Origin of the sequence: Chryseobacterium sp. FH2 (genome assembly GCF_001045455.1) — a bacterium.
In the GTDB taxonomy this organism is placed as follows: Bacteria; Bacteroidota; Bacteroidia; order Flavobacteriales; family Weeksellaceae; genus Chryseobacterium.
The window spans coordinates 60,423-81,822 of the sequence record NZ_LFNE01000004.1; the positions used below are offsets into that span (position 1 = coordinate 60,423).

Below are 21,400 nucleotides of genomic sequence, written 5' to 3' on the forward strand. Positions count from 1 at the left end.
AATATATAAAACTTTCTTTTAAAGTGAAAAAAATAACTACTCTTCTACTCTTTTCATTAGCAGGTTATGGTTTGCAGGCACAATCTTTTATTCAGGCTTATCAAAACAGGGTTAATCAGGTTTCTCAAACTAATATTACGAATGATTTACAGGAATTCGAAAGTCTGGGAGTAAAAACTACCGGCTCTGTAGCAAATACAAATGCTCTAAATTGGCTGAAAAATAAGTACACCTCCTACGGATATACGGCAAGCCAGATGACAGAAGATCCTTTTACTATAGGAAGTTTAAATTCCAAGAACTTAATCATAACTAAAACGGGGACGCTTTATCCTAATATTTATGTTATTATTTGCGGACATTATGATACAATTATAGGTCCGGGAACGAGTGATAACGGAAGCGGAACTTCCATTATCTTGGAAGCTGCGAGAATTTTAAAAGATATTCCTACCGAATACTCTATTAAATTCATTCACTTTTCCGGTGAAGAGCAAGGATTGTACGGAAGTGATCATTATGCAAATAATGTGGTGTACGAAAACGGAAATCGCGTGATGAATATCAGATTGGTATTTAATATTGACCAAGTCGGAGGCAAAATAGGAAACAACAATAATAAAATAAAATGTGAAAGCGATCAAGGCGGGCAGCCAGGAAATAATGCGGCATCTCTTTCTTTCACACAACAACTGGCAGCTTGCACTACGTTATATTCCCCGCTTCAAACAGTAATGTCTAATGCTTATTCGTCAGATTATATGCCTTTTGAAGAAAATGGTGATATTATCACAGGTTTTTATGAAAATATCCAAAGTAATAACGAGCATACGGTAAACGATACTTTTGCTAATATAGATCCTGCTTATGTCTTTAATGTGGGTAAAGCTGCAGTAGGTGCTTTACAACATTTTGCGGCTGCTTCCACTACAATTCTGGGAGTAAATGAATCTCCTAAAAATTCTTTAGAATCAGTGAAAGTGTATCCGAATCCTGTAAAAGATATCCTTACCATAGATTTACCAAATCATGTAAAAAAATTCAGTTTTGAATTAACAGATATGACGGGTAGATCTTTATTAAAAGGAGAAAACCAGGCTAAGATAAATCTGTCCGGTTTGGAAAACGGAAACTATTTATGCACTGTAAAAACAGATAAAGAATCCGTTACCAAGAAAATTATTATTGAGAAATAAAATGTTCTTAATAAATTTATTATATCCTAAGTCTTGCTTAGGATTTTTTTATTGTTAAATTTGTGAAATTATTAAAAATGTAATAAAAATAAATAAAGTGAAAAAAATTGCTACTTCCTTACTTTTTTCTCTGACAATATTTAGCTTAAAAGGCCAAAATTTTATACAAGCATATCAAGATAGAGCCAATCTGGTTACACAAACCAATATTACGACAAACTTACAGGAGTTTAGTAATTTGGGGGTCAAGACGACGGGATCTGTTGCCAATGGTAATGCTTTGGCTTGGCTAAAAAATAAATATCTTTCTTATGGATATTCTGCGAATCAGATTGTAGAGGATCCTTTTACTTTTGGAAGTACGAGTTCTAAAAATTTAATTATTACAAAAACAGGAACATTGTATCCAGATAAATATGTTATTATTTGCGGGCATTTCGACAGTATCACTGGTCCCGGAGTTAATGATAACGGAAGCGGTACATCAATTATTTTGGAAGCAGCAAGAATCATGAAAGACGTTCCTACGGAATATTCAATTAAATTTATTCATTTTTCTGGTGAAGAGCAAGGCTTGAAGGGCAGCTCTCATTATGCAAATACTGTTGCCTATCAAGGTTCAAACCGTGTACTGGATATAAAACTGGTTTTCAATTTGGATCAGGTAGGTGGAAAAATGGGTAACAATAATAATACAATTTATTGTGATGAAGATATGGGTGGCAATCCTAATAATACAGCTGCTTCGGTTGCTGCTACCCAGGAATTGATAACTTGTACCCAGCTTTATTCTCCACTTTTAACAGATATTGATGAAGCTGAAGATACTGATTATATGCCTTTTGAAGCAAAAGGTGAGGTCATTACAGGTTATTTTGAAAAAATAAGAAGTAATTATCCACATACAGTAAATGATACTTTTGCCAATACAGATCCTGTTTATATTTACAATGTCGGAAAAGCATCTTTGGGTGCCCTGCAACATTTCGCTGTAGCTGCAACCAGTTTATTAAAAACTGATGAAACCAAAGTGAAAAATTCTTTGGAGTCATTAAAAATTTATCCAAATCCTGCGAAAGATGAGTTGTATCTTGAGCTTCCAAATAAAGTTAGAAACTTTCATTTCGAAATAACGGATTTATCATCCCGCTCATTGTTTAAGACTGAAAATCAAACTAAAATAAATGTTTCAGAATTAAGTAATGGTGTTTATTTGGGTATTGTAAAAACCGATAAAGAGAAAGTTGTAAGAAAAATATTAATCGAAAGATAAACAATTAAACCTCATTTATAATGAGGTTTTTTATTTGTTCCGGCTTTGTAATATTTCTTCAATTTCCTGTAAAGAAAACTTTTTGACTTTAAGTAAAATCAAAACATGATAGAGTAAATCTGCGGCCTCATTTTTAAATAGATCATCATTATCATCTTTGGCTTCTATTACGAGCTCTATCGCTTCCTCTCCCACTTTCTGAGCCACTTTATTTATTCCTTTCTGAGATAATGAATAAGTATAAGAATCATGTATCTTTTCATCAATCCGTTGTGAAATTTTTTCTTCCAGCTCATATAAAAATCCTTTTGAAGCTTTCTCTCCAAAACAGCTGAAACTTCCTGTATGGCAAACAATTTTTTTTGGGATTACTTTAATCAAAATTGTATCATTATCACAATCATTATGAATACTTTTTACGGATAAAAAATTTCCGGATACTTCACCTTTTGTCCAGAGCCTGTTTCTTGAACGACTGAAAAAACTAACAACTCCTTCCTCTTTTGTTTTTATAAAAGCTTCTTCATTCATATAACCAAGCATTAAAACCTGTAAAGTTCTGTAATCCTGAATGACAACAGGAATAAGGCCGTTTGCTTTATTAAAATCTAATTTCATCGTATTGCTATATTTTGTTTTTTTAATTCTTGCTTTACATCATTGATGTTCAGCTCTCCAAAATGGAAGATACTTGCAGCTAAAGCTCCTGTTGCTGGTGTTTCATTAAAAACATTTTCAAAATCCTTTACATTTCCGGCTCCTCCCGAGGCTATGACGGGGAGATTCACATTTTCAGAAATCAGTTTTGTAATTCTTAAATCGAAACCATTTTTAGTTCCGTCAGCATCCATGGAAGTTAAAAGAATTTCTCCTGCTCCCAATTCCTCAGATTTTTTTGCCCAATCAAGAGTTTGTAAAGCGGTGATTTCCCGACCTCCTTTGATATGGACCCAATCTGAACCATTAGCGAATTTGGTATCAATTGCAACGACAATACATTGACTCCCAAATTCGTATGAGAGTTCAGATATTAATTTTGGTTTTTTCACTGCAGCAGAATTAATACTGATCTTGTCTGCACCGGCTTCCAGCAATTTTCTCACGTCTTCCACAGAAGATATTCCGCCTCCGACTGTGAAAGGAATACTTAATTCTTTAGCAATATTTTTTACCAATTCAACGAAAGTTTTTCGCTCTTCAATGGTTGCTGTAATATCCAGAAAAACTAATTCATCTGCTCCCTCTTTTTCATATTTTTCAGCTAATTCAATGGGATTTCCTGCATTTATCAATCCTTCAAAATTGATCCCTTTTACCGTAGTTCCGTCTTTTATATCTAAACAGGGAATAATTCTCTTTTTAAGCATTTTCAATAAATTTTTGAATTTCTTTCAGTTTGATTTTTCCTTCATAAATGGCTTTGCCTATAATGGTTCCTGAGCAGCCGATTTCTTTCATTTTATAAACATCTTTAATATTTGAAATTCCACCACTCGCTGTAAGTTGAATTGAAGTTTCATTCAAAATCATTTTGTATAAATCAGTCGCAGGGCCTTCCAACATTCCGTCTCTTGCAATATCGGTGCAAATTACATTCTGGATACCTTTATTTTTATAGTCAAGAATGAAGTCAATTACATCCTTATTGCTTTCTTTGAGCCAGCCGGAAGTTTTAATTTTTCTATTTTCACAATCAGCCCCCAAAATGATTTTTTCAGCGCCATATTCATTTATAATTTTATAACAAAATTCAGGGTTTTGAATAGCAATGCTTCCAACTGTAATCTGTGTAGCTCCTGAACCAAAAGCTATTTTAATATCCTCTTGCGTTTTTAAACCACCTCCGAAATCAATTTGTAACGAAGTTTCTTTAGCAATACTTTCTAGAACTTTTTGATTAACGATATGTTGTGATTTTGCGCCATCCAAATCAACCAGGTGGAGAAATTTCACACCAAAACTTTCAAATTCTTTAGCAACCTCTACAGGATTTTCATGATATATTTTTTTGGTGTCATAATCTCCTTTTGAGAGACGTACACATTTTCCATCAATAATGTCAATTGCCGGAATAATTTTCATAATTTAAAGTTTTAAAAAATTGTTCAATAACAAGCTTCCAATTTTTCCCGATTTTTCCGGATGAAATTGCATTGCAAAAAAATTATCCCTCTGTAAGGACGCGCTAAATGGCAAAATATAATCACAAATTGATGTTGTATTTTCTGATAATTCACAATAATAGCTGTGAACAAAATAGACATCATTTTCTTCTTGAATTTTCGAAAATAATAGTGATTTGAAATCTGAAATTGTGTTCCATCCCATGTGAGGAACAACGTTTCCTGACGGAAATTTTTTAACATTAATATCAAAAATTCCCATTCCAGCTGTATTTCCTTCTTCATTACTTTTACACATCAGCTGCATTCCCAAACAAATTCCCAAAATAGGCTGTGTTAAAGTTGGGATAAGTTTGTCTAAACCTTTCTCTTTGAGTAAATTCATTGTTGAAGAAGCTTCACCTACTCCCGGGAAAATAACTTTATCGGCTTTTCTAATCGAATCAAAGTCATCGGTTATTATTGATTCTGTATTCAGCCTGTTCAGAGCATTTTGGACAGAATATACATTTCCTCCGTTGTATTTTATAATAGCTATCATATTATAAACTTCCTTTTGTGGAAGGTAGATTGAAGTTTTGGTCGGTTTGATTGACTGCCATTTTTACCGCTTTTGCAAAGGCTTTAAAAACAGATTCAATTTTATGGTGCTCATTTTCACCTTCAGCTTTAATATTCACATTACATTTGGCAGAATCAGTGAAAGATTTAAAGAAGTGAAAAAACATTTCGGTAGGTACATCTCCGATTTTTTCCCGGTTAAAATTTACATTCCAAACCAACCAAGGTCTTCCTCCAAAATCAATAGCAACCTGTGAAAGGCAATCGTCCATCGGAAGTAAAAAACCATATCTTTCAATTCCTTTTTTCTTTCCCAAAGCCTTTAAAACAGCTTCTCCCAAAACAATTCCCGTATCTTCGATAGTGTGATGCTCGTCAACCTGCAAATCACCATTGACTTTAATTTTTAAATCCAAATTCCCATGACGTGAAATTTGTTCAAGCATATGATCAAAAAAGTATAAACCTGTAGAAATTTCCGAATTTCCTTTCCCGTCAAGGTTTACTTCGACTTCTATTTCTGTTTCATGGGTTCTTCTTAAAACTTTAGCTTTTCTCGGAATTTGTTTTAAATATTGATAAATTTCATCCCAGCTTTCAGTCGTCAATTCAGCATTTTTATTGTAAATTTTATTAATAAAAATAGCTTTTGACCCTAAATTTTTTGCTAATTGAATATCTGTAATTCTATCTCCTATCACAAAAGAATTTTCTAAATCATAATCTCCGTAAATATATTTTTCAAGTAATCCTGTTCGAGGTTTTCTTGTGGGTAAATTTTCATGTTCAAAGCTTTTATCAATCAGAATTTCATTGAAAATAATTCCTTCATTTTCAAATGTTTTAAGCATTTTTTCCTGCGGCTTTACGAAATTATCAAGAGGAAACTTATCTGTTCCCAAGCCATCCTGATTGGTTATAATAATTAACTCGTAATCTAGTTCTTTCGCAATTTTTGACAAATTTTGAATTACTTTGGGGTAAAACTCCAGCTTTTCCAGAGAATCAACCTGAAAATCAACCGGAGGTTCAATAATTAATGTTCCATCTCGATCTATAAACAATACTTTTTTCATGATTTTAAATGTTTTTTAGAATATTAATCAGTTTTTGATTTTCTTCTTGGTTTCCAATATTGATTCTGATACAATTGGGAATAGAAGGAGCTCTTTTACTTGTTAAAATTTCGTTTTCCACTAAATTTTCATAAACTTTTTCCACGTCTTCAAATTCAATCAGGAAAAAATTTGCATCTGTTGGAAATACTTTTTTGATGCAGTTTACATCTTCAAATTTGGAATTTAACCAAGTTCTTTCCTTAAAAATATTTTCTAAGTTCTTGTCAAATTCATTGGGATTATCAAGACAATTCAGTATCATTTCCTGGCTCATAGAATTCACATTATAAGGCGCTTTTACCAAATTGATCAATCGGATAATCTCCTCTGAAGAGCAAGCAATTCCAACTCTTGCACCAGCTTTTCCCCAAGCTTTTGAAAAAGTCTGAAGAACAATAAGATTCGGATATCTCTCAATCAGTTCTACACTTGATTTTTCATCAGAAAATTCTATATAAGCTTCGTCTACCACCACAATTCCATTAAAATTTTTAATAAAAAATTCAATATCTTGTATACAGTTGCCTGTCGGGTTATTAGGAGAACATAAAAAGAAAATTTTTAACGAATTGTCGGCTGTAATCTTTAAAAAATCATCTTTATTAATGTCAAAATTTTCGTTTAGGTTTAGTTTTATAACTTTGTTTTCATTGATTGATGCATAAAAACCATACATGGCAAATGAAGGATTCATCATTAGGATTGAATCTTTTTGGGGTTCGCAGAAAACTTTTATAATCAAATCTATCAATTCATCACTTCCATTTCCTACCGCAATCTGGCTGGGCTGAATATTTTTAATCTGAGATAATTTTTCTTTCAGTTTTTTCTGTGTAGAATCAGGGTAACGGTTATATTTCCCAAACGGATTTTCATTCGCATCTAATAAAACAGGTGAATCAAATTTATTATTATCCCTAAAACTGATATAAGGCTGTAATGCTAAAATATTTTTTCGGACTAAAGTGTTGATATTAATTGTTGTCATTTTGTATTTGTTTTAATCGTATTGAAACGGCATTCTTGTGAGCTGTTAAACCTTCAGCTTCTGCCATGATTTCTATTGTTTTTCCTAAATTTTGAATTCCTTGTTTTGATAAGTTCTGAAAGGTAATTTTCTTTACGAAACTGTCAAGAGATACTCCACTGTAATTTCTTGAAAATCCGTTTGTCGGCAAAGTGTGATTAGTTCCGCTTGCATAATCTCCTGCACTTTCGCATGAATAATTTCCAAGAAAAACCGAACCGGCATTTTGAATCAACGGAATATAATTTTCAAAATTTTCTATCGCTAGGATAAGATGTTCAGGAGCATATAAATTACTAAATTCGATAGCTTGTTCAATATTATTTAAAAGAATAAAATAGCTGTTATTCAAAGCATTCTGAGCAAATTCCTTCCTTGGTAGAGCTTTAATCTGTTTTTCTACATCAGCAATAGTCTGATTAAAAATTTTGAAATCATCAGCAATAAAAATTACCTGGCTGTCAGTTCCATGTTCAGCCTGTGATAATAAATCTGCAGCGCAAAACCCCGAAATAGCTTGTTTATCAGCAATTACCAAAACCTCACTTGGGCCTGCAGGCATATCAATGGCCACACCATAATTTTGAGTATATTCTTTTGCAGCTACTACAAACTGGTTTCCCGGGCCGAAAATTTTATAAACATTCGGGATACTTTCAGTTCCAAAAGTCATTGCTGCAATGGCTTGGGCTCCTCCTGTTTTGAAAATCTTTGTAATACCACAAAGTTGTGCCGTATAAAGAATTGCCGGATTAATACTTCCATTTTTATCGGGAGGCGTACAAAGTATAATTTCTTTACAACCAGCAAGTTGGGCGGGAATTGCAAGCATCAAAACAGTTGAAAAAAGGGGTGCAGTCCCTGAGGGAATATAAATCCCTATTTTTTCAATTGCCCGGTTTTCTCTCCAGCAAATCACGCCTTTTGCGGTTTCTATTTTTTGAATACCGGTTATTTGTGAAGCGTGAAATTTTGTAATATTTTCTTTTGCCTGTTGGATGGCCTTTTTTAAATCACTGTTTATCAATAGATTTGACTCAAGGATTTCGTTTCGGGAAACTTCTAAATTTTGAATTTCAACATTATCAAACTTTTTATTGAGTTCTAATAAGGCTTTGTCTCCACACTTTTCAACCTTTGTGAAAATCTCTACAATGATTTTCGAAATTTCTTCTCTTTTAATAGCCGGACGTTCTACTAATTTTGTCCATTCTTTTTTTTCGGGATATCGGTTTATATTCATATCAAATCACCATTTTATCAATTGGAATAATTAAAATATCTTGGGCTCCTTTTTCTTTGAGTTCATCAATGACGTCCCAAAATCTGACTTCATCAATCACGGAATGTATGCTGCTCCAACCCTCTTCTGCTAAAGGGATTACGGTAGGACTTTTAAGAACAGGAAGCACACGTGAAATATCCTGAATCTTTTCATTGGGCACATTCATCAAGATGTATTTAGATTTTTTTGCCTTTAAAACAGACTTGATTCTAAAAAGAAATTTTTCCAGAATTGCTTGCTTAGTCTCATTTAAAATTGAGGTTTTGGCAAGTACAGCTTCGGAGGTAAGAAGAGTAACAGTTTCTCTCAGACCATTTTTAAAAAGAGTACTTCCGGAACTCACAATATCGCAGATTCCATCTGCAAGGCCTATATTGGGAGCAATTTCAACGGAACCTGAAATGACATGAATATCCGCCGGAATATTATTTTTTTTCAGAAAATTTTTAAGAGTATTGGGATATGAAGTAGCAATTTTTTTATCTTGAAAATAAATAAGACTATCGGTCTCTACTTCTTTTGGAACTGCTAAGGAAACCCTGCATTTTGAAAAACCTAATTTTTGAATAATTTCAATATCTTTTTGTTTTTCTACTAAAAGGTTTTCACCTACAATGGCAATATCCACAACTCCGTCTTCAAGATACTGAGGAATGTCAGAGTTTCGTAAATACATAATCTCCATAGGAAAATTATCGACTGAAACTTTTAATTGATCCTTTCCATTATTCACAAAAATTCCACAGTCTTTGAGGAGTTGTAAAGACTCTTCATAAAGCCTGCCGCTTTTTTGGATTGCAATTTTTAATTTACTCATTTCGTTTAAATTGGATCTGAGTAAATAAAGTGATAGTTGAAGTATTTTCGTGAAAAACCAGAAAACAAAAAAACCGTCTATTTACTCAGACGGTTTAATTATTTTGATTTTTAACACAGGTACATATCAATCAATATCCGTCTTGGCAGAGATAATGATGATAATGATGTACTGTTAAAAAATTCGGTTTCATTGTTGAAATCTGTGGTACAAATGTAGGACTTATTTTTTAACTGCAAAGATTTTTCTAAATATTTTTTTGATAAAGCTTCATCAATTCAGAGGCGATTGGCTTGTCATTAAACTTTTGAACAAACTCAAAACCCTTATCAGCACGGCGTTTCCTCTCAGATTCATTATCCCAAAGAAATTTTATTTTTGATTGAATATCCAAATAATTTTTTGGGTCAATATAAACCGAATCTGGACCGCCTGCTTCCGGAAGGCAACTTGTATTGCTGGTAATGGCAACTGTCTTTGAGAAAAGCGCTTCTATAACAGGAATTCCAAAACCTTCAAAGAAACTAGGGTAAACAAAAATATCAGCTAGTTTATAAATAACAGCAAGCTCATCCATTGAAACTCCTTCAAGAAAATGAACTTGTTTTTCCATTTTATTTTTACGGATAAATTCTTCTGTTTTTTTGAAATATTTTGTTTTTTTCCCGACAACAACCAAAGGAATTTCAGTGTCTTTAATGGCCTTTACAATATTCAGTAAATTTTTTCTTTCTTCAATCGTTCCGACGTTTAAAATAAATCTTTCCGGAAGCTGAAATTTCTCTTTCGTTTTTTGAATAAATTCCCTGGAATGCTGCACTTTAAAAGCCTGATGACAGCCTTGATAGATAACAGTAATTTTACTTTCAGGAACTTTTAAAAATGTAATAATATCCTGTTTTGTCTGTTCTGAAATGGCAATAATTTCATCCGCAATTGTTGTCGCTTTTTTGAATTTCCACAAATGAATTTTACGATCAAAAAAAGAATAATATTGAGGATATCTTACGAAAATAAGATCATGAATGGTTACTATTTTTTTGATTGGTTTTTTATCCCATTTTAAAGGCAATTCACCCGATAAACCATGAAAAATATCTGCATTTTGCTTTTGTGCATCTTTTCCCATTTTCAATTGCCGGGACATATTTCCTTTGGACGATTCGATAAAATGAACGTTTGATTTTTCAAGAATATCAAAACCTCTTTCAGATTTATTTTTATTGAATAGAAGATATTCATTTTCAGGATAATACTGAGAAAGAATTCTTACTAAATCTCTCGAATAGTTTCCTAAGCCAGATGTGTTGTGAAAAAAACGCTTTGCATCAAATGCAATTTTCATAGTGTAATTTGTTTTAGAAATTCCTGGAAGGTTCCAAAGATATAGTTTTTACTTTTAAGCCAGCCCACAAATTCATCAAATCTTTCAACCATATCTTTTCCCGAATTTTTTACGGTAAAACCAGGCAATTTAAACGCTTCATCTTTAATCTCGGAAAATTCCCAAGGATGAAAATAAACATTAAGATAATTATCCTTTTTTAATGTATCTGAAGCTAATTTTTTGTAGAAAAACAGTGGAAAGTTGTGGAAACTTAACCAAAATAAAGGAATTCTAAAATTAGGTGAAACAGAAGCCGGAACCTGAATTACATTTCCTTCTTTGAAATATGTTCTGGAAACTTTTAAATTATTATACCTTCCCGGTAAAAAAGTAGGATTGATCGATGAATTATAAGAATAACCTGCCTCTTCAACTGCTTTTTCATTCACAGGCATCATTCTTGGCATTCGCAGTCCCATAACTTTTGCAGAAAATAACTCTTCCAGCTTTTCTCTTGATTGTTTTAAATGTTTTTCTTCAAACTCTGAATGAAACCATGTGTGAGAAGCTAATTCATGACCTTCATTCAATAATCTGTTAATTAAATTTTTACTATTTTCAGCAAAAACCACAGTTGAGAAAAATGTAGCTTTTACGTTATGCTTTTGAAGAATATTTAAAATATTTTCGAGCCCTTGTTGGGATATGGATAGTTGTTTTTCAAAAGAAATTTTGCCATTATATTCCAAAGGCATATCAAATTCCTCGATATCAAAACTTAATAAAACCATTTAAAAATTTTTATTTCTTATAATGTAATTGGGCCTTTCTTTACTCTGTTTGAAGATTTTACCTAAATAAATCCCAATGATTCCTAGAATAATTAATTGCAGACCTCCAAAGAAAACTATTGTCATAATTAGCGATGCCCAACCTGAAATTTCAGTATGTGCAATAAATGAATGTATGACATAAGCTCCGTAACCTATTATTGATAGCCCTGAAAAAAGAAAACCTAAATACGCTGCTATATAAAGAGGTTTCACACTAAATGCCGTAATTCCTGTAAAGGCAAAAGTGAGCATTTTTTTTAGATTATAGCTACTTTGTCCGACAATTCTTTCGTGAGCGGTGAAGTCAATCCCAATTTGTTTGAACCCCATCCAGCTTGTGAGACCGCGTAGAAATAAATCATCTTCTTTAAAATTTCTCATGACTTCAACAGCATTTGCATCCATCAGTCTAAAATCTGAACCACCACCTTTTGTAAGATTTACATCCGAAAGGCTGGACAGGATTTTATAGAAAAAGTCAGAAGTTTTGCGTTTAAACCATGAAATTTGTTTAGGGTAAGTACGAATTGTAAATACAATATCGTAGCCTTCTTCCCATTTTTCAATCATTTTAGGGATAAGTTCCGGAGGATGCTGGAGATCTCCGTCCATTGAGATTACGGCATTTCCATGAGCATTATCCATTCCTGCTTTTACGGCCGGCTGATGTCCAAAGTTTCTGGAAAATTCAATAAATCGTACTTCATCATATTTTTGAGATAATTCCTCTAATTTTTGTTGGGTATTATCTCTGCTTCCGTCATTTACGAAGATTATTTCAAAATCATAATCGTTTAATCCTGAAAAAACTTTTTTTATTTTTTCATGAACTATGGCAACATTACCTTCTTCGTTGTAGGCGGGGATAACAATCGAGATTTTCTTCATAAATTAATTTAAAGTATAATCTTTTTCAAAATTCTTTGTTAACAGCTCATAAATAACTCTAAACCAAACGATAATACAAGGTACGGCCTTTAAAGAATATTTATGTATGAAATGTTCTTTAACATATTTAGGGAATAAATCCGAAGTTGAAAAACTGGTCAGAATAATAACAAAAATTAACAGTCCTGTCACTAGAGGAGTTCTTTCTTTTTGAATAAAAAACCAAATCATCACTCCCGCAACGGCAATAATATAAGTCGGTGATTCTGAGCTGGAACTGAATAATACCACAAATAGCAGGGTCGAAGCCAGTATCATTAACTGGAATGCATAATTCTTATATTGTTTGACCCTAATATATGGTAACAAAAATATAGGCACTCCAAATCCTAAAAAGTATAAATTTGAGATATCGGCATCCCCTGCAATCCTTCTTACAACACCCATCAAAGAAATATCCTGATAAGAAGTTAAACCCTGATTCTGTCCGTTTTTTTCTGCCAATGACTGAAACCAGTCTGCATAACTTTGTAATACAAATCCAGGGCTTGAATACAGCATAGGAACAGTAAAAAATAATATTGCTATTGCGATTCCTGAAATAATATATTTAAATTTATTTTTAATGAAGAAAAATTGAGCAAGACCTACAATGCCATAGATTTTTACAAATATTCCAATCATTGTTGCTGTTGCAGATTTTACTTCCTTATTTTCGTAAATATAAATTGCCGCTAACATTAAAAGAGCTACTAATGCAACATTGAATTGAAAATAAAGTGATGAAGTAATATACTCCTGCAAACAAAACAAAGCGAATAATGCTTTTTTAGGCTCCGATAAGGGCAACTTATAAATTGCATACAGGAAAACGGCTGTATTGGCAACATTCCAGAGACAGATCCCCATCCAATCCGGCATTAAAGCAAATGGAGCTATTAAAGTGCTGAAAAATATTCCGTAATGATTGGAATCCTGATAAAGATCCGGATATTGTAGATACAGGTTTCTTTCATGAAGTGTATTGAAAAATACATTCTTAAAGATAAGATAATTATTGATAGAATTTCCTCGGGAATATTTGGAAAGCGCAGTCACTAATGCTACAATAAGATAAACCCCAAATATATATTTAGGGTTTAGTATGAATTTAAGAAATTTTTCTTTCAAGGTTGTGTGGTATTAGTTTTTAAACGAGCTTATACAGCTACATTATTTTCTCTTAATGCATCATTAAGAGACGTTTTCTTATCTGTAGATTCCTTTCTCTGACCGATGATCAAAGCACATGGAACCTGATATTCCCCTGCAGGATATTGTTTTGTGTAACTTCCCGGGATTACAACTGAACGTGCAGGTACTCTTCCTTTGATTTCAATCGGCTGATCACCGGTTACATCGATAATTTTTGTAGATGCTGTCAATACGACATTAGCTCCTAAAACAGCTTCTTTTTCTACGTGGACACCCTCTACTACGATACATCTTGACCCGATAAAACAGTCATCTTCAATAATTACCGGAGCGGCCTGAAGCGGTTCTAGGACACCGCCAATACCAACACCTCCACTCAAGTGAACGTTTTTACCGATTTGTGCACAGCTTCCCACAGTTGCCCAGGTATCAACCATTGTCCCCGAATCTACATAAGCACCAATATTTACATAAGAAGGCATCATAATTACTCCTGAAGCAACGAAAGATCCTTCTCTTGCGATAGCATGAGGTACAACTCTCACCCCTTTTTCAGCATAATTTCTCTTCAAAGGAATTTTGTCGTGAAATTCAAACGGACCTACCTCAATAGTTTCCATTTTCTGAATCGGAAAATACATTACTACAGCTTTTTTCACCCATTCATTTACCTGCCATCCGTTTTCTGTAGGTTCAGCAACACGAAGTTCACCAGAGTCTAATAAAGAAATAACCTCTCTAATTGCCTTTTGGCTGTCCTCATTTTGCAATAAATCTCTATTATCCCAGATGTTTTCAATAGTTTGTTGTAACGACATGTTTCTTATTAATTTAAATTGAAAAATTATATGCCGCCAAAGATACAAAAAAGATCAAGCAAATATTTTGAAAATTGATAATCCTAAAATGATTTAAATCAATCACAGTAAACGTCCCGGCAGTTTTTTATCCGGAATAGTTTCACCTGTAGTCTCTGTGAAATTCCTGCTAATGTAATTCTATTATAAAACTCTTTGCGCATGCAGATAAGTTTTATTCCAATATTTTTCGTTCAGGGAAGAAATAATTACTCCTTTTGAGGTTGAAGCATGTATAAATTTTACTTCGCCATCATCTCCTATATCATGTACAATTCCTACGTGAGAAACTCTGTTTCCTCCGGCTGTTGCAAAGAATAGTAAATCGCCGGGTTTTACTTCTTTTATATCAATTTTTTTACCTGCTTCGGCTTGATCGGAGGATCTTCTGGGTAACTGAAAATCGTTTTCTTCAAAAACTTTTACCGTAAAACCGGAACAATCAAATCCGGATGAAGTATTTCCGCCGAACTTATAAGGTGTTCCGATATATTTTTCAGCATCTTTTAAAATACTGTTGATTGATTTTGAAAGATTTCCGTCGAATTTTGAATCTAATTTTCTTAAATTTTCAGATTTTGCAACGGTTTTAGTACTTGTATTTTTCTTTGTAGCAACACTTTTTGAACTTCCACAGGACATGGCAAACGATGAAGCAATCAATAAAACATATATCTGTTTCAACCTTTTATTTGAGAGTGATCTAGTTGTCATATTCATCTCATTTTTTACTTAAGTAACTAAATTTTATACAAATATACATTTTATATTTAAACAATAAAATAACTATACTATAACTATACTACAAATATATATTAAAATTTTGTATTTATTTAAATATCACTATATTTGAGTCCAATTTTGGGACATGGCAACATATGAGAGTATAATCAAAATAAAAGGCACTGTTGGTGATCTTGTTTTTTACAATTTGAATGGCAAAAATATTGTTCGGAAGAAAAGCGGATTCAATAAAAATGCTTTTAAGAAAAGTCCTTCTTATGAAAAAGTAAGGCAAAACAGTTCTGAATTCGGACATTGTTCTAAAGTTGGAAAAATGATAAGGAAGGCTCTTGAAAAATTTATTAAAGAGTCAAATGATCCTCTACTCTATCAGAAATTTGCGAAAGTAATGACTGAAATAAAGGATCTAGATGCTACTTCAGAAAGAGGAAAAAGAACGGTAAAAAATGGTTTGGGTACAAAAAATGGTAAAACTATTCTTAATAATTTTCAATTTGGAAATAAATTGAATCTTGAAAATGTAGTTTCAATTTCATCAGATTTAGAAAGTCTTAGTTTGAAATTTTGTAAGGAAACATCTGTTGATAACATCATTCTTATCACTTTAAAACTTGATTTTGAAAATTATTTATCAGAAAAATATGAAGAAAGTATTTCTTTAAAAGAAAAAGATGAACTTATTTTTAAAAAGTATTTTAATAATGAGAATTTGTTATTACATTTTGTAGTTTTGAAAAAAGATCAAAAAATAACCCATATGGGATTTATATAAACAAAAAGCCTGTAAAATTTACAGGCTTTTATATATTTTTAAGAAAAAAAATATTACTTCTTGTTTTTCTCTCCTTTCCAGGTGCCAGTTCTAATAGGCGTAGGAATTGAGTTTCTCCAGCTTCCGTTACCGTTTTTATCATCTCTATTTAAAGAACCTTTGAATTCACCATCATCGGGAGTTCCCACTACCGCATTCAAATCACCTGATTCGCTTAGACGGCCTGAAATATAATAATTTTCATTATTCTCTTCAGAATGCATAGTTCCTGTTACTTTTCCGTCACTGGCAACTACAATATTCCAATTTCCTTTGTCAGCACCTTCGTAAGTTCCCGACCATGTTCCGATGTAATCATAAATCGTATCTTCATCTGAGCTACATCCGATAAATAAAAAAGCGGTCAATAAAAGTAAAAAAAGTTTCTTCATAGTCTTTTTATAATAGTTTTATGAAATAAATTCAATGTTGTGGAGAATACGGGATTCGAACCCGTGACCTTTTGACTGCCAGTCAAACGCGCTAGCCAACTGCGCCAATCCCCCGAATGTTCTGTATTTCCGAAGCGGTACAAAAGTAAGTATTTAAACTACATATACAAATATTTTGTTGAATTTTATTTAATGAGAATTAAAAACATCTATATAATAATCAGTTTTTATTACCTTTTAAGATAAATAAATAAAAAAACGTATGCCAACGAGTAGCATACGTTTTAAGAAAAATATCTAGCAAAAATTATTTCCAGCCGCCGCCTAAAGCCTGATAAAGCTCTACCGCTGCCTTCATTTTACTATATTCCGCATTTGAAATATTAAGTTCTGCATTTAATGAATTTACACTTGCATTCAATACTTCAAGATAATTTGCCATACCGTAGTTTACTAATTCTTGTGAATAGTCTACCGATTTTTTGTAGGCATCAAGCTCCTGCTTTTTCAAATCAATAAAAGAATCCTGAACAGAGAAAACTCTTATCGCATCAGAAACTTCTTTTCCAGCTGTAAGAACTGTTTTTCTGAAATTTAAATATGCCGTTTCCTGGTTCGCCAAACTTACATCATAGTTTGTTTTGATAGTTCTTTTGTTTAAAATAGGCTGAGCCAATCCTCCAACTACACTTGCAAACAATGAATTTACACTGAATAAGTGATCAATATCCATTGATTGAAGCCCACCGCTTCCCGTTAATCTCAGAGTAGGATAAAACTGGGCTTTGGCTGCGTTTGTCAATTCAAAAGCATTCATTAGATTAAATTCCGCTCTCATTACATCCGGACGATTTGCCAGTAGCTGGGCAGGATAACCCAATCTCAGATCAATTGGAATTCTCTGGCTTTCCAAAGTTGATCTTTCAATTGTATGTGATGGCTCTCCCATCAGCAAACTCATGGTGTTTTCCAACAACTGAATTTGCGTATCCATATCAATCAATAAAGATTTTGCATTGAAAACAAGTGCCTCACTTTGCTGAACCGCAACTTCTGTTACCGTTCCTGCTATTTTTAACGCTTTTGTTGTTTCTAAATTTTTCTCACGAACCGCTATTGTTTCTGTAATGATTCTCTTCTGATCATCAAAAGTCAACAATTGGTAATAGGCAGAAGCGATAGACGCTACCAAATCACTTTTCACTGCTTTATGAGCCTCAACAGTTCCTAAGTAAGTTGCCAGCTGAGCCTTTTCCTGAGCTTTCATTTTGCCCCAGATATCAGCTTCCCAGCCTAAACTTGCCGTAATGTCAAGCTGATTGATATAACGTCTTTGCCCGAATAATTGCCCGGTTTGCGTATTTAAAGACTGAGTCTGGAAAGTATAGCCGGGGCCAACCGTTAAAGTAGGCTCATAAGCTGCTTTACTTTGTTTCAAATATGCTTCCGCAGAATTAATACTTTGCAGGGCGATTCTTATATCTAAATTATTATCTAAAGCCTTCGAAATATGCTTTTGAAGTATGGGATCGGTAAATATTTCTTTCCAGGAAATATTAGCAATTGTTGTACTGTCAGAAGGAAGCATATCTGTACGGAAAAGCTTTTCGTCAACCACGTTTTTCGGTCTTTCATATTCCTTTCTTGCCATACAAGAGGTAACGGCACCAAGAATTGCGACTGAAAAAGTTATTCCTTTTATGATGTTTAATAAACTCTTCATTTTTTATTGTTAGAAGTTAGAGTTTAGAAGTTAGAAGCTAGTTTTAGACTAATCTCTAACTTCTAATTTCTTTAACTTTAAATTTATTCTGCTAAATTGATTTCTTCTTTTTTAAGAGGTTTCACCTTTTCTTGTAAGTATTCGAAAATGACATACAATACAGGAATTACAAAAAGTCCTAAAATAGTTCCTATTAATAATCCTATTGCTGCACCGGTTGCAATTGATCTGTTACCTACCGCACCAATTCCGCTTGCTAAAACCAACGGCAATAAACCGAATATGAACGCAAATGATGTCATCAAAATTGGTCTTAATCTTGCTTTTGCAGCATTGATGGCAGACATTACAATCGTTTCACCGTGATGCCTTCTCTGAACGGCAAATTCGACAATCAGGATGGCATTTTTCGCTAATAATCCCACTAGCATAATCAAGGCAATCTGGAAGTAAATATTGTTTTCCAAGCCCATGATTTTTTGTCCGAAATAAGCTCCCATTACCCCAAGAGGAAGAGAAATTACCACAATAAGAGGAAGAATATAACTTTCATACTGAGCCGAAAGGATAAAGTAAACGAAAATTAAACTTAATCCGAAAATCAATAATGTCTGAGAGCCTGAGTTTAATTCTTCTCTCGTTAACCCCGTAAATTCTACATCGTAGTTTTGATTTAACGTTTCTTTAGCCACCTGCTGTACTGCCGTAATTGCATCTCCGGAACTGTAACCGGCTGAGTTTGCACCTGTAATTTTCACAGAGGTAAATAGGTTGTAACGGCTTACCGACTGCGGTCCATACGCTTTTGAAAGAGTCACAAACTGTGAAATGGGTGACATTACTCCGGAACCTGTTTTTACATACAATTCGTTTAGATTATCAATAGTCTTTCTATTATCCGGAAGAGCCTGAACCATTACTCTGAACTGTTTTCCGTACTTTGTAAAGTCAGCAGTATAAATACCCCCGATATATCCCTGCATGGTTGCTAAGATATCGCTTACAGAAACTCCTGATTGTTTAGCCAAAGGAACGTTGATTTCCATTTGATACTGAGGATATTTTGTGTTAAATGAAGACTGAGCAAATTCAATTTCAGGCCTTTCCATCAATTTCCCGATGAATTCGTTCATTTTGTTGTCCAAATCTACATATTCGCCACCTGATTTATCCAGAAGTACCATCTCGAAACCGGCACTGTTACCAAAGCCGGGAACACTCGGTGGCTGGAAGAATACAACTTTAGCATCCGGAACAGCTCCTGAAATTCCGAATAATTTTTTCGTAATATCTTCGGAAGTCTGTCCGTCTTTTTTTCTTTCATCAAAAGGTTTTAACTTAATGAAAGCAAGACCGTTATTACTACCGTTTCCAGATAAGAAACCTCTACCTGTAGAAATAGTTACATTTTGTACTCCCGGAACCTTTAAAGCTTTTGCTTGAAGTGTTTTCAAAGCATTATATGTTCTTTCCATAGAAGCACCCGGAGGAAGCTGAACGTCTGTAAAGATAATCCCTCTGTCTTCCGTAGGTACAAAACCTTTTTTCATCGTTGTACTTGCCCAATATAGAATACCAGCTGTTAAGGCAAAAATGATTAGTGTTACCCATTTATGTCTCAATAAAAATACAAACCCTCTTCCGTAGCGTTCTGTAGCTGTTTTAAAAGCAATATTAAACTTGTAGAAAAACTTCTGAAGGAAATTCAGGTTTTTGTATTCTGCATGATGTTCTGAGTGAGGTTTTAAAAATAATGAACATAAAACCGGACTTAAAGTCAAGGCATTAACTGCAGAAATGATAATCGCAATGATAAGTGTAATACCAAACTGCTGATAGAATACTCCCGTAGGCCCTGTAATAAATGTTACCGGAATGAATACTGCAGCCATTACCAAAGTAATTGAGATAATTGCTCCCGTAATTTCATCCATGGCTTCTACCGTTGCTTTTTTAGCATCTGAAATACCGTGTTCCATCTTGGCGTGCACCGCTTCGACGACGACGATCGCGTCATCCACAACGATACCAATTGCCAACACCAAAGCGAATAACGTTAATAAATTTAATGAATATCCAAATAAATTCAGGAAGAAGAATGCACCTACAATAGATACAGGTACCGCAATCGCGGGAATCAACGTAGATCTGAAATCCTGTAAGAAAATATATACAACGATGAATACCAAAATAAATGCTTCAATTAAGGTATGAACAACTTTTTCTATCGATGCATCCAGGAACTCATTCGTGTCAAAATTGAATGTATATTTTATTCCTTCAGGGAAACTTCCTTCGGCTGATTTCAGATAGGTTTTAATGTTTTTAATAATCTCCTGGGCATTTGAACCCGGTGTCTGGAATATCCCCATGCTGATTGATGGACTGTTTCCGTTTTCCCCGATTCCCGTGTAAGACTGGCCTGCCAATTCTACTTTAGCTACGTCTTTCAACATTAAGTTTTGCCCGTTTCCAAGGGATTTGATGATAATATTATCGTATTGTTCTTTATTGTTGAATTTACCTACATATTTAATGATATATTCGAAAGAACTACCACTATTTTGCCCGATAGAACCAGCCGCAGCTTCTCTACTCTGCTCGTTGATAGCATTGGTGACATCAGTTGGCGTTATACTGTAAGCTGCCATTTTCGCCGGGTCTAACCAGATTCTCATAGAGTAGTTTTTACCCCCGAAAACGTTGGCGTCACCCACACCATTAATTCTTTTTAAGTTTGGAATAACATTGATATTCAAAAAGTTTTGAAGATATACATCATCTAAATCTTTGTTTTCGGAATAAAAAGACATATACATCAAGGCACTTGTCTGCTGTTTCTGAGTAACAACCCCTGAACGGGTTACCTCACTTGGAAGTAGCGGTGTTGCTCTTGTAACACGGTTCTGTACGTTTACCGCAGCAATGTCCGGATCAATTCCTTGCTTGAAAAATACCTGAATCTGTGCTGCACCATCATTTCCGGCTGTAGAAGTAATGTAGTCCATACCTTCTACCCCGTTGATTTGTTCTTCTAAAGGTACTACCACACTCTTCATTACAGTTTCGGCATTGGCTCCGGTGTAACTTGCACTGACACTTACCGTGGGAGGTGCAATATCCGGATACTGTGTAACCGGTAACGAAACCAGTCCCAAAATACCGAGAATCACAATCATAATTGAGATTACGGTGGATAAAACCGGTCTGTTTATAAAGTTTTTAATCATC

General features: G+C 33.8%; 20 protein-coding genes and 1 tRNA gene. 3 read left to right on the plus strand and 18 right to left on the minus strand.

The window, feature by feature from the left end:
* Positions 1–23: 23 nt before the first annotated feature.
* Positions 24–1,196 (plus strand): M28 family peptidase, encoded by a 1,173-nt coding sequence (locus ACM39_RS07470; RefSeq protein WP_048510702.1) that lies wholly within the window; start codon positions 24–26, stop codon positions 1,194–1,196.
* Between the two features lie 97 nt (positions 1,197–1,293).
* On the plus strand, positions 1,294–2,469 hold the full coding sequence (locus ACM39_RS07475; RefSeq protein WP_048510418.1) for a M28 family peptidase: 1,176 nt from the start codon (positions 1,294–1,296) through the stop codon (positions 2,467–2,469).
* A gap of 30 nt (positions 2,470–2,499) precedes the next feature.
* Here the strand turns inward: ACM39_RS07475 and hisIE are convergent, their stop codons facing one another.
* The 14 genes from hisIE to ACM39_RS07545 form a co-directional block, all read right to left on the minus strand.
* Positions 2,500–3,087 (minus strand): bifunctional phosphoribosyl-AMP cyclohydrolase/phosphoribosyl-ATP diphosphatase HisIE, encoded by a 588-nt coding sequence (hisIE, locus tag ACM39_RS07480; RefSeq protein ID WP_048510419.1) that lies wholly within the window; start codon positions 3,085–3,087, stop codon positions 2,500–2,502.
* The gene (gene hisF / locus ACM39_RS07485) at positions 3,084–3,836 is read right to left on the minus strand and encodes an imidazole glycerol phosphate synthase subunit HisF (RefSeq protein WP_048510420.1); all 753 of its coding nucleotides are present in this window, start codon (positions 3,834–3,836) and stop codon (positions 3,084–3,086) included. The genes hisIE and hisF overlap by 4 nt, the downstream gene beginning before the upstream one ends.
* Entirely contained in the window at positions 3,829–4,551 is a 723-nt protein-coding gene (hisA, locus tag ACM39_RS07490; RefSeq protein WP_048510421.1) for a 1-(5-phosphoribosyl)-5-[(5-phosphoribosylamino)methylideneamino]imidazole-4-carboxamide isomerase, read from the minus strand. The genes hisF and hisA overlap by 8 nt, the downstream gene beginning before the upstream one ends.
* Before the next feature lie 3 nt (positions 4,552–4,554).
* On the minus strand, positions 4,555–5,133 hold the full coding sequence (gene hisH / locus ACM39_RS07495) for an imidazole glycerol phosphate synthase subunit HisH (RefSeq protein ID WP_048510422.1): 579 nt from the start codon (positions 5,131–5,133) through the stop codon (positions 4,555–4,557).
* Between the two features lies 1 nt (position 5,134).
* Positions 5,135–6,229, minus strand: coding sequence for a bifunctional histidinol-phosphatase/imidazoleglycerol-phosphate dehydratase HisB (gene hisB / locus ACM39_RS07500; protein WP_048510423.1), 1,095 nt, complete (start codon positions 6,227–6,229; stop codon positions 5,135–5,137).
* 4 nt (positions 6,230–6,233) lie between these two features.
* On the minus strand, positions 6,234–7,259 hold the full coding sequence (gene hisC / locus ACM39_RS07505; RefSeq protein WP_048510424.1) for a histidinol-phosphate transaminase: 1,026 nt from the start codon (positions 7,257–7,259) through the stop codon (positions 6,234–6,236).
* A complete protein-coding gene (gene hisD / locus ACM39_RS07510) occupies positions 7,246–8,541 on the minus strand; it encodes a histidinol dehydrogenase (RefSeq protein ID WP_048510425.1) in 1,296 nt (431 codons plus the stop codon). The genes hisC and hisD overlap by 14 nt, the downstream gene beginning before the upstream one ends.
* Position 8,542: 1 nt before the next feature.
* Positions 8,543–9,400, minus strand: coding sequence for an ATP phosphoribosyltransferase (gene hisG / locus ACM39_RS07515; protein ID WP_048510426.1), 858 nt, complete (start codon positions 9,398–9,400; stop codon positions 8,543–8,545).
* 247 nt (positions 9,401–9,647) lie between these two features.
* Entirely contained in the window at positions 9,648–10,745 is a 1,098-nt protein-coding gene (locus ACM39_RS07520; RefSeq protein WP_048510427.1) for a glycosyltransferase family 4 protein, read from the minus strand.
* Positions 10,742–11,518: a polysaccharide deacetylase family protein gene (locus ACM39_RS07525; RefSeq protein WP_048510428.1), complete on the minus strand. Its 777-nt coding sequence runs from the start codon at positions 11,516–11,518 to the stop codon at positions 10,742–10,744. Before ACM39_RS07525 ends, ACM39_RS07520 begins: the two co-directional genes overlap by 4 nt.
* Positions 11,519–12,448 (minus strand): glycosyltransferase family 2 protein, encoded by a 930-nt coding sequence (locus ACM39_RS07530; protein WP_048510429.1) that lies wholly within the window; start codon positions 12,446–12,448, stop codon positions 11,519–11,521.
* A gap of 3 nt (positions 12,449–12,451) precedes the next feature.
* On the minus strand, positions 12,452–13,618 hold the full coding sequence (locus ACM39_RS07535; RefSeq protein ID WP_048510430.1) for a glycosyltransferase family 87 protein: 1,167 nt from the start codon (positions 13,616–13,618) through the stop codon (positions 12,452–12,454).
* 29 nt (positions 13,619–13,647) lie between these two features.
* Positions 13,648–14,460, minus strand: coding sequence for a 2,3,4,5-tetrahydropyridine-2,6-dicarboxylate N-succinyltransferase (locus tag ACM39_RS07540; RefSeq protein ID WP_048510431.1), 813 nt, complete (start codon positions 14,458–14,460; stop codon positions 13,648–13,650).
* A gap of 183 nt (positions 14,461–14,643) precedes the next feature.
* Positions 14,644–15,213: a C40 family peptidase gene (locus ACM39_RS07545; protein WP_117590734.1), complete on the minus strand. Its 570-nt coding sequence runs from the start codon at positions 15,211–15,213 to the stop codon at positions 14,644–14,646.
* Between the two features lie 154 nt (positions 15,214–15,367).
* Between ACM39_RS07545 and ACM39_RS07550 the strand changes: the two genes are divergently transcribed.
* On the plus strand, positions 15,368–16,015 hold the full coding sequence (locus ACM39_RS07550; protein WP_048510432.1) for a hypothetical protein: 648 nt from the start codon (positions 15,368–15,370) through the stop codon (positions 16,013–16,015).
* Between the two features lie 53 nt (positions 16,016–16,068).
* Here ACM39_RS07550 and ACM39_RS07555 read toward each other — a convergent pair whose 3' ends face one another.
* The 4 genes from ACM39_RS07555 to ACM39_RS07570 form a co-directional block, all read right to left on the minus strand.
* Positions 16,069–16,446, minus strand: coding sequence for a hypothetical protein (locus ACM39_RS07555; protein WP_048510433.1), 378 nt, complete (start codon positions 16,444–16,446; stop codon positions 16,069–16,071).
* Between the two features lie 40 nt (positions 16,447–16,486).
* Positions 16,487–16,560: transfer RNA gene (locus ACM39_RS07560), tRNA-Ala, on the minus strand.
* A gap of 193 nt (positions 16,561–16,753) precedes the next feature.
* Positions 16,754–18,169, minus strand: coding sequence for an efflux transporter outer membrane subunit (locus ACM39_RS07565; RefSeq protein ID WP_048510434.1), 1,416 nt, complete (start codon positions 18,167–18,169; stop codon positions 16,754–16,756).
* An 83-nt stretch (positions 18,170–18,252) separates the two neighbouring features.
* On the minus strand, positions 18,253–21,399 hold the full coding sequence (locus ACM39_RS07570) for an efflux RND transporter permease subunit (protein ID WP_048510435.1): 3,147 nt from the start codon (positions 21,397–21,399) through the stop codon (positions 18,253–18,255).
* Position 21,400: the final 1 nt, after the last annotated feature.

What these genes read in the sequence shown, in the direction of transcription:
- hisG (WP_048510426.1), bottom strand. Translation starts at nt 9,400, where the DNA reads ATGAGTAAATTAAAAATTGCAATCCAAAAAAGCGGCAGGCTTTATGAA.
- hisC (WP_048510424.1), bottom strand. Translation starts at nt 7,259, where the DNA reads ATGACAACAATTAATATCAACACTTTAGTCCGAAAAAATATTTTAGCA.
- ACM39_RS07555 (WP_048510433.1), bottom strand. Translation starts at nt 16,446, where the DNA reads ATGAAGAAACTTTTTTTACTTTTATTGACCGCTTTTTTATTTATCGGA.
- hisB (WP_048510423.1), bottom strand. Translation starts at nt 6,229, where the DNA reads ATGAAAAAAGTATTGTTTATAGATCGAGATGGAACATTAATTATTGAA.
- hisIE (WP_048510419.1), bottom strand. Translation starts at nt 3,087, where the DNA reads ATGAAATTAGATTTTAATAAAGCAAACGGCCTTATTCCTGTTGTCATT.
- hisF (WP_048510420.1), bottom strand. Translation starts at nt 3,836, where the DNA reads ATGCTTAAAAAGAGAATTATTCCCTGTTTAGATATAAAAGACGGAACT.
- hisD (WP_048510425.1), bottom strand. Translation starts at nt 8,541, where the DNA reads ATGAATATAAACCGATATCCCGAAAAAAAAGAATGGACAAAATTAGTA.
- ACM39_RS07565 (WP_048510434.1), bottom strand. Translation starts at nt 18,169, where the DNA reads ATGAAGAGTTTATTAAACATCATAAAAGGAATAACTTTTTCAGTCGCA.
- ACM39_RS07545 (WP_117590734.1), bottom strand. Translation starts at nt 15,213, where the DNA reads ATGACAACTAGATCACTCTCAAATAAAAGGTTGAAACAGATATATGTT.
- ACM39_RS07540 (WP_048510431.1), bottom strand. Translation starts at nt 14,460, where the DNA reads ATGTCGTTACAACAAACTATTGAAAACATCTGGGATAATAGAGATTTA.
- ACM39_RS07530 (WP_048510429.1), bottom strand. Translation starts at nt 12,448, where the DNA reads ATGAAGAAAATCTCGATTGTTATCCCCGCCTACAACGAAGAAGGTAAT.
- ACM39_RS07550 (WP_048510432.1), top strand. Translation starts at nt 15,368, where the DNA reads ATGGCAACATATGAGAGTATAATCAAAATAAAAGGCACTGTTGGTGAT.
- ACM39_RS07525 (WP_048510428.1), bottom strand. Translation starts at nt 11,518, where the DNA reads ATGGTTTTATTAAGTTTTGATATCGAGGAATTTGATATGCCTTTGGAA.
- hisH (WP_048510422.1), bottom strand. Translation starts at nt 5,133, where the DNA reads ATGATAGCTATTATAAAATACAACGGAGGAAATGTATATTCTGTCCAA.
- hisA (WP_048510421.1), bottom strand. Translation starts at nt 4,551, where the DNA reads ATGAAAATTATTCCGGCAATTGACATTATTGATGGAAAATGTGTACGT.
- ACM39_RS07520 (WP_048510427.1), bottom strand. Translation starts at nt 10,745, where the DNA reads ATGAAAATTGCATTTGATGCAAAGCGTTTTTTTCACAACACATCTGGC.
- ACM39_RS07570 (WP_048510435.1), bottom strand. Translation starts at nt 21,399, where the DNA reads ATGATTAAAAACTTTATAAACAGACCGGTTTTATCCACCGTAATCTCA.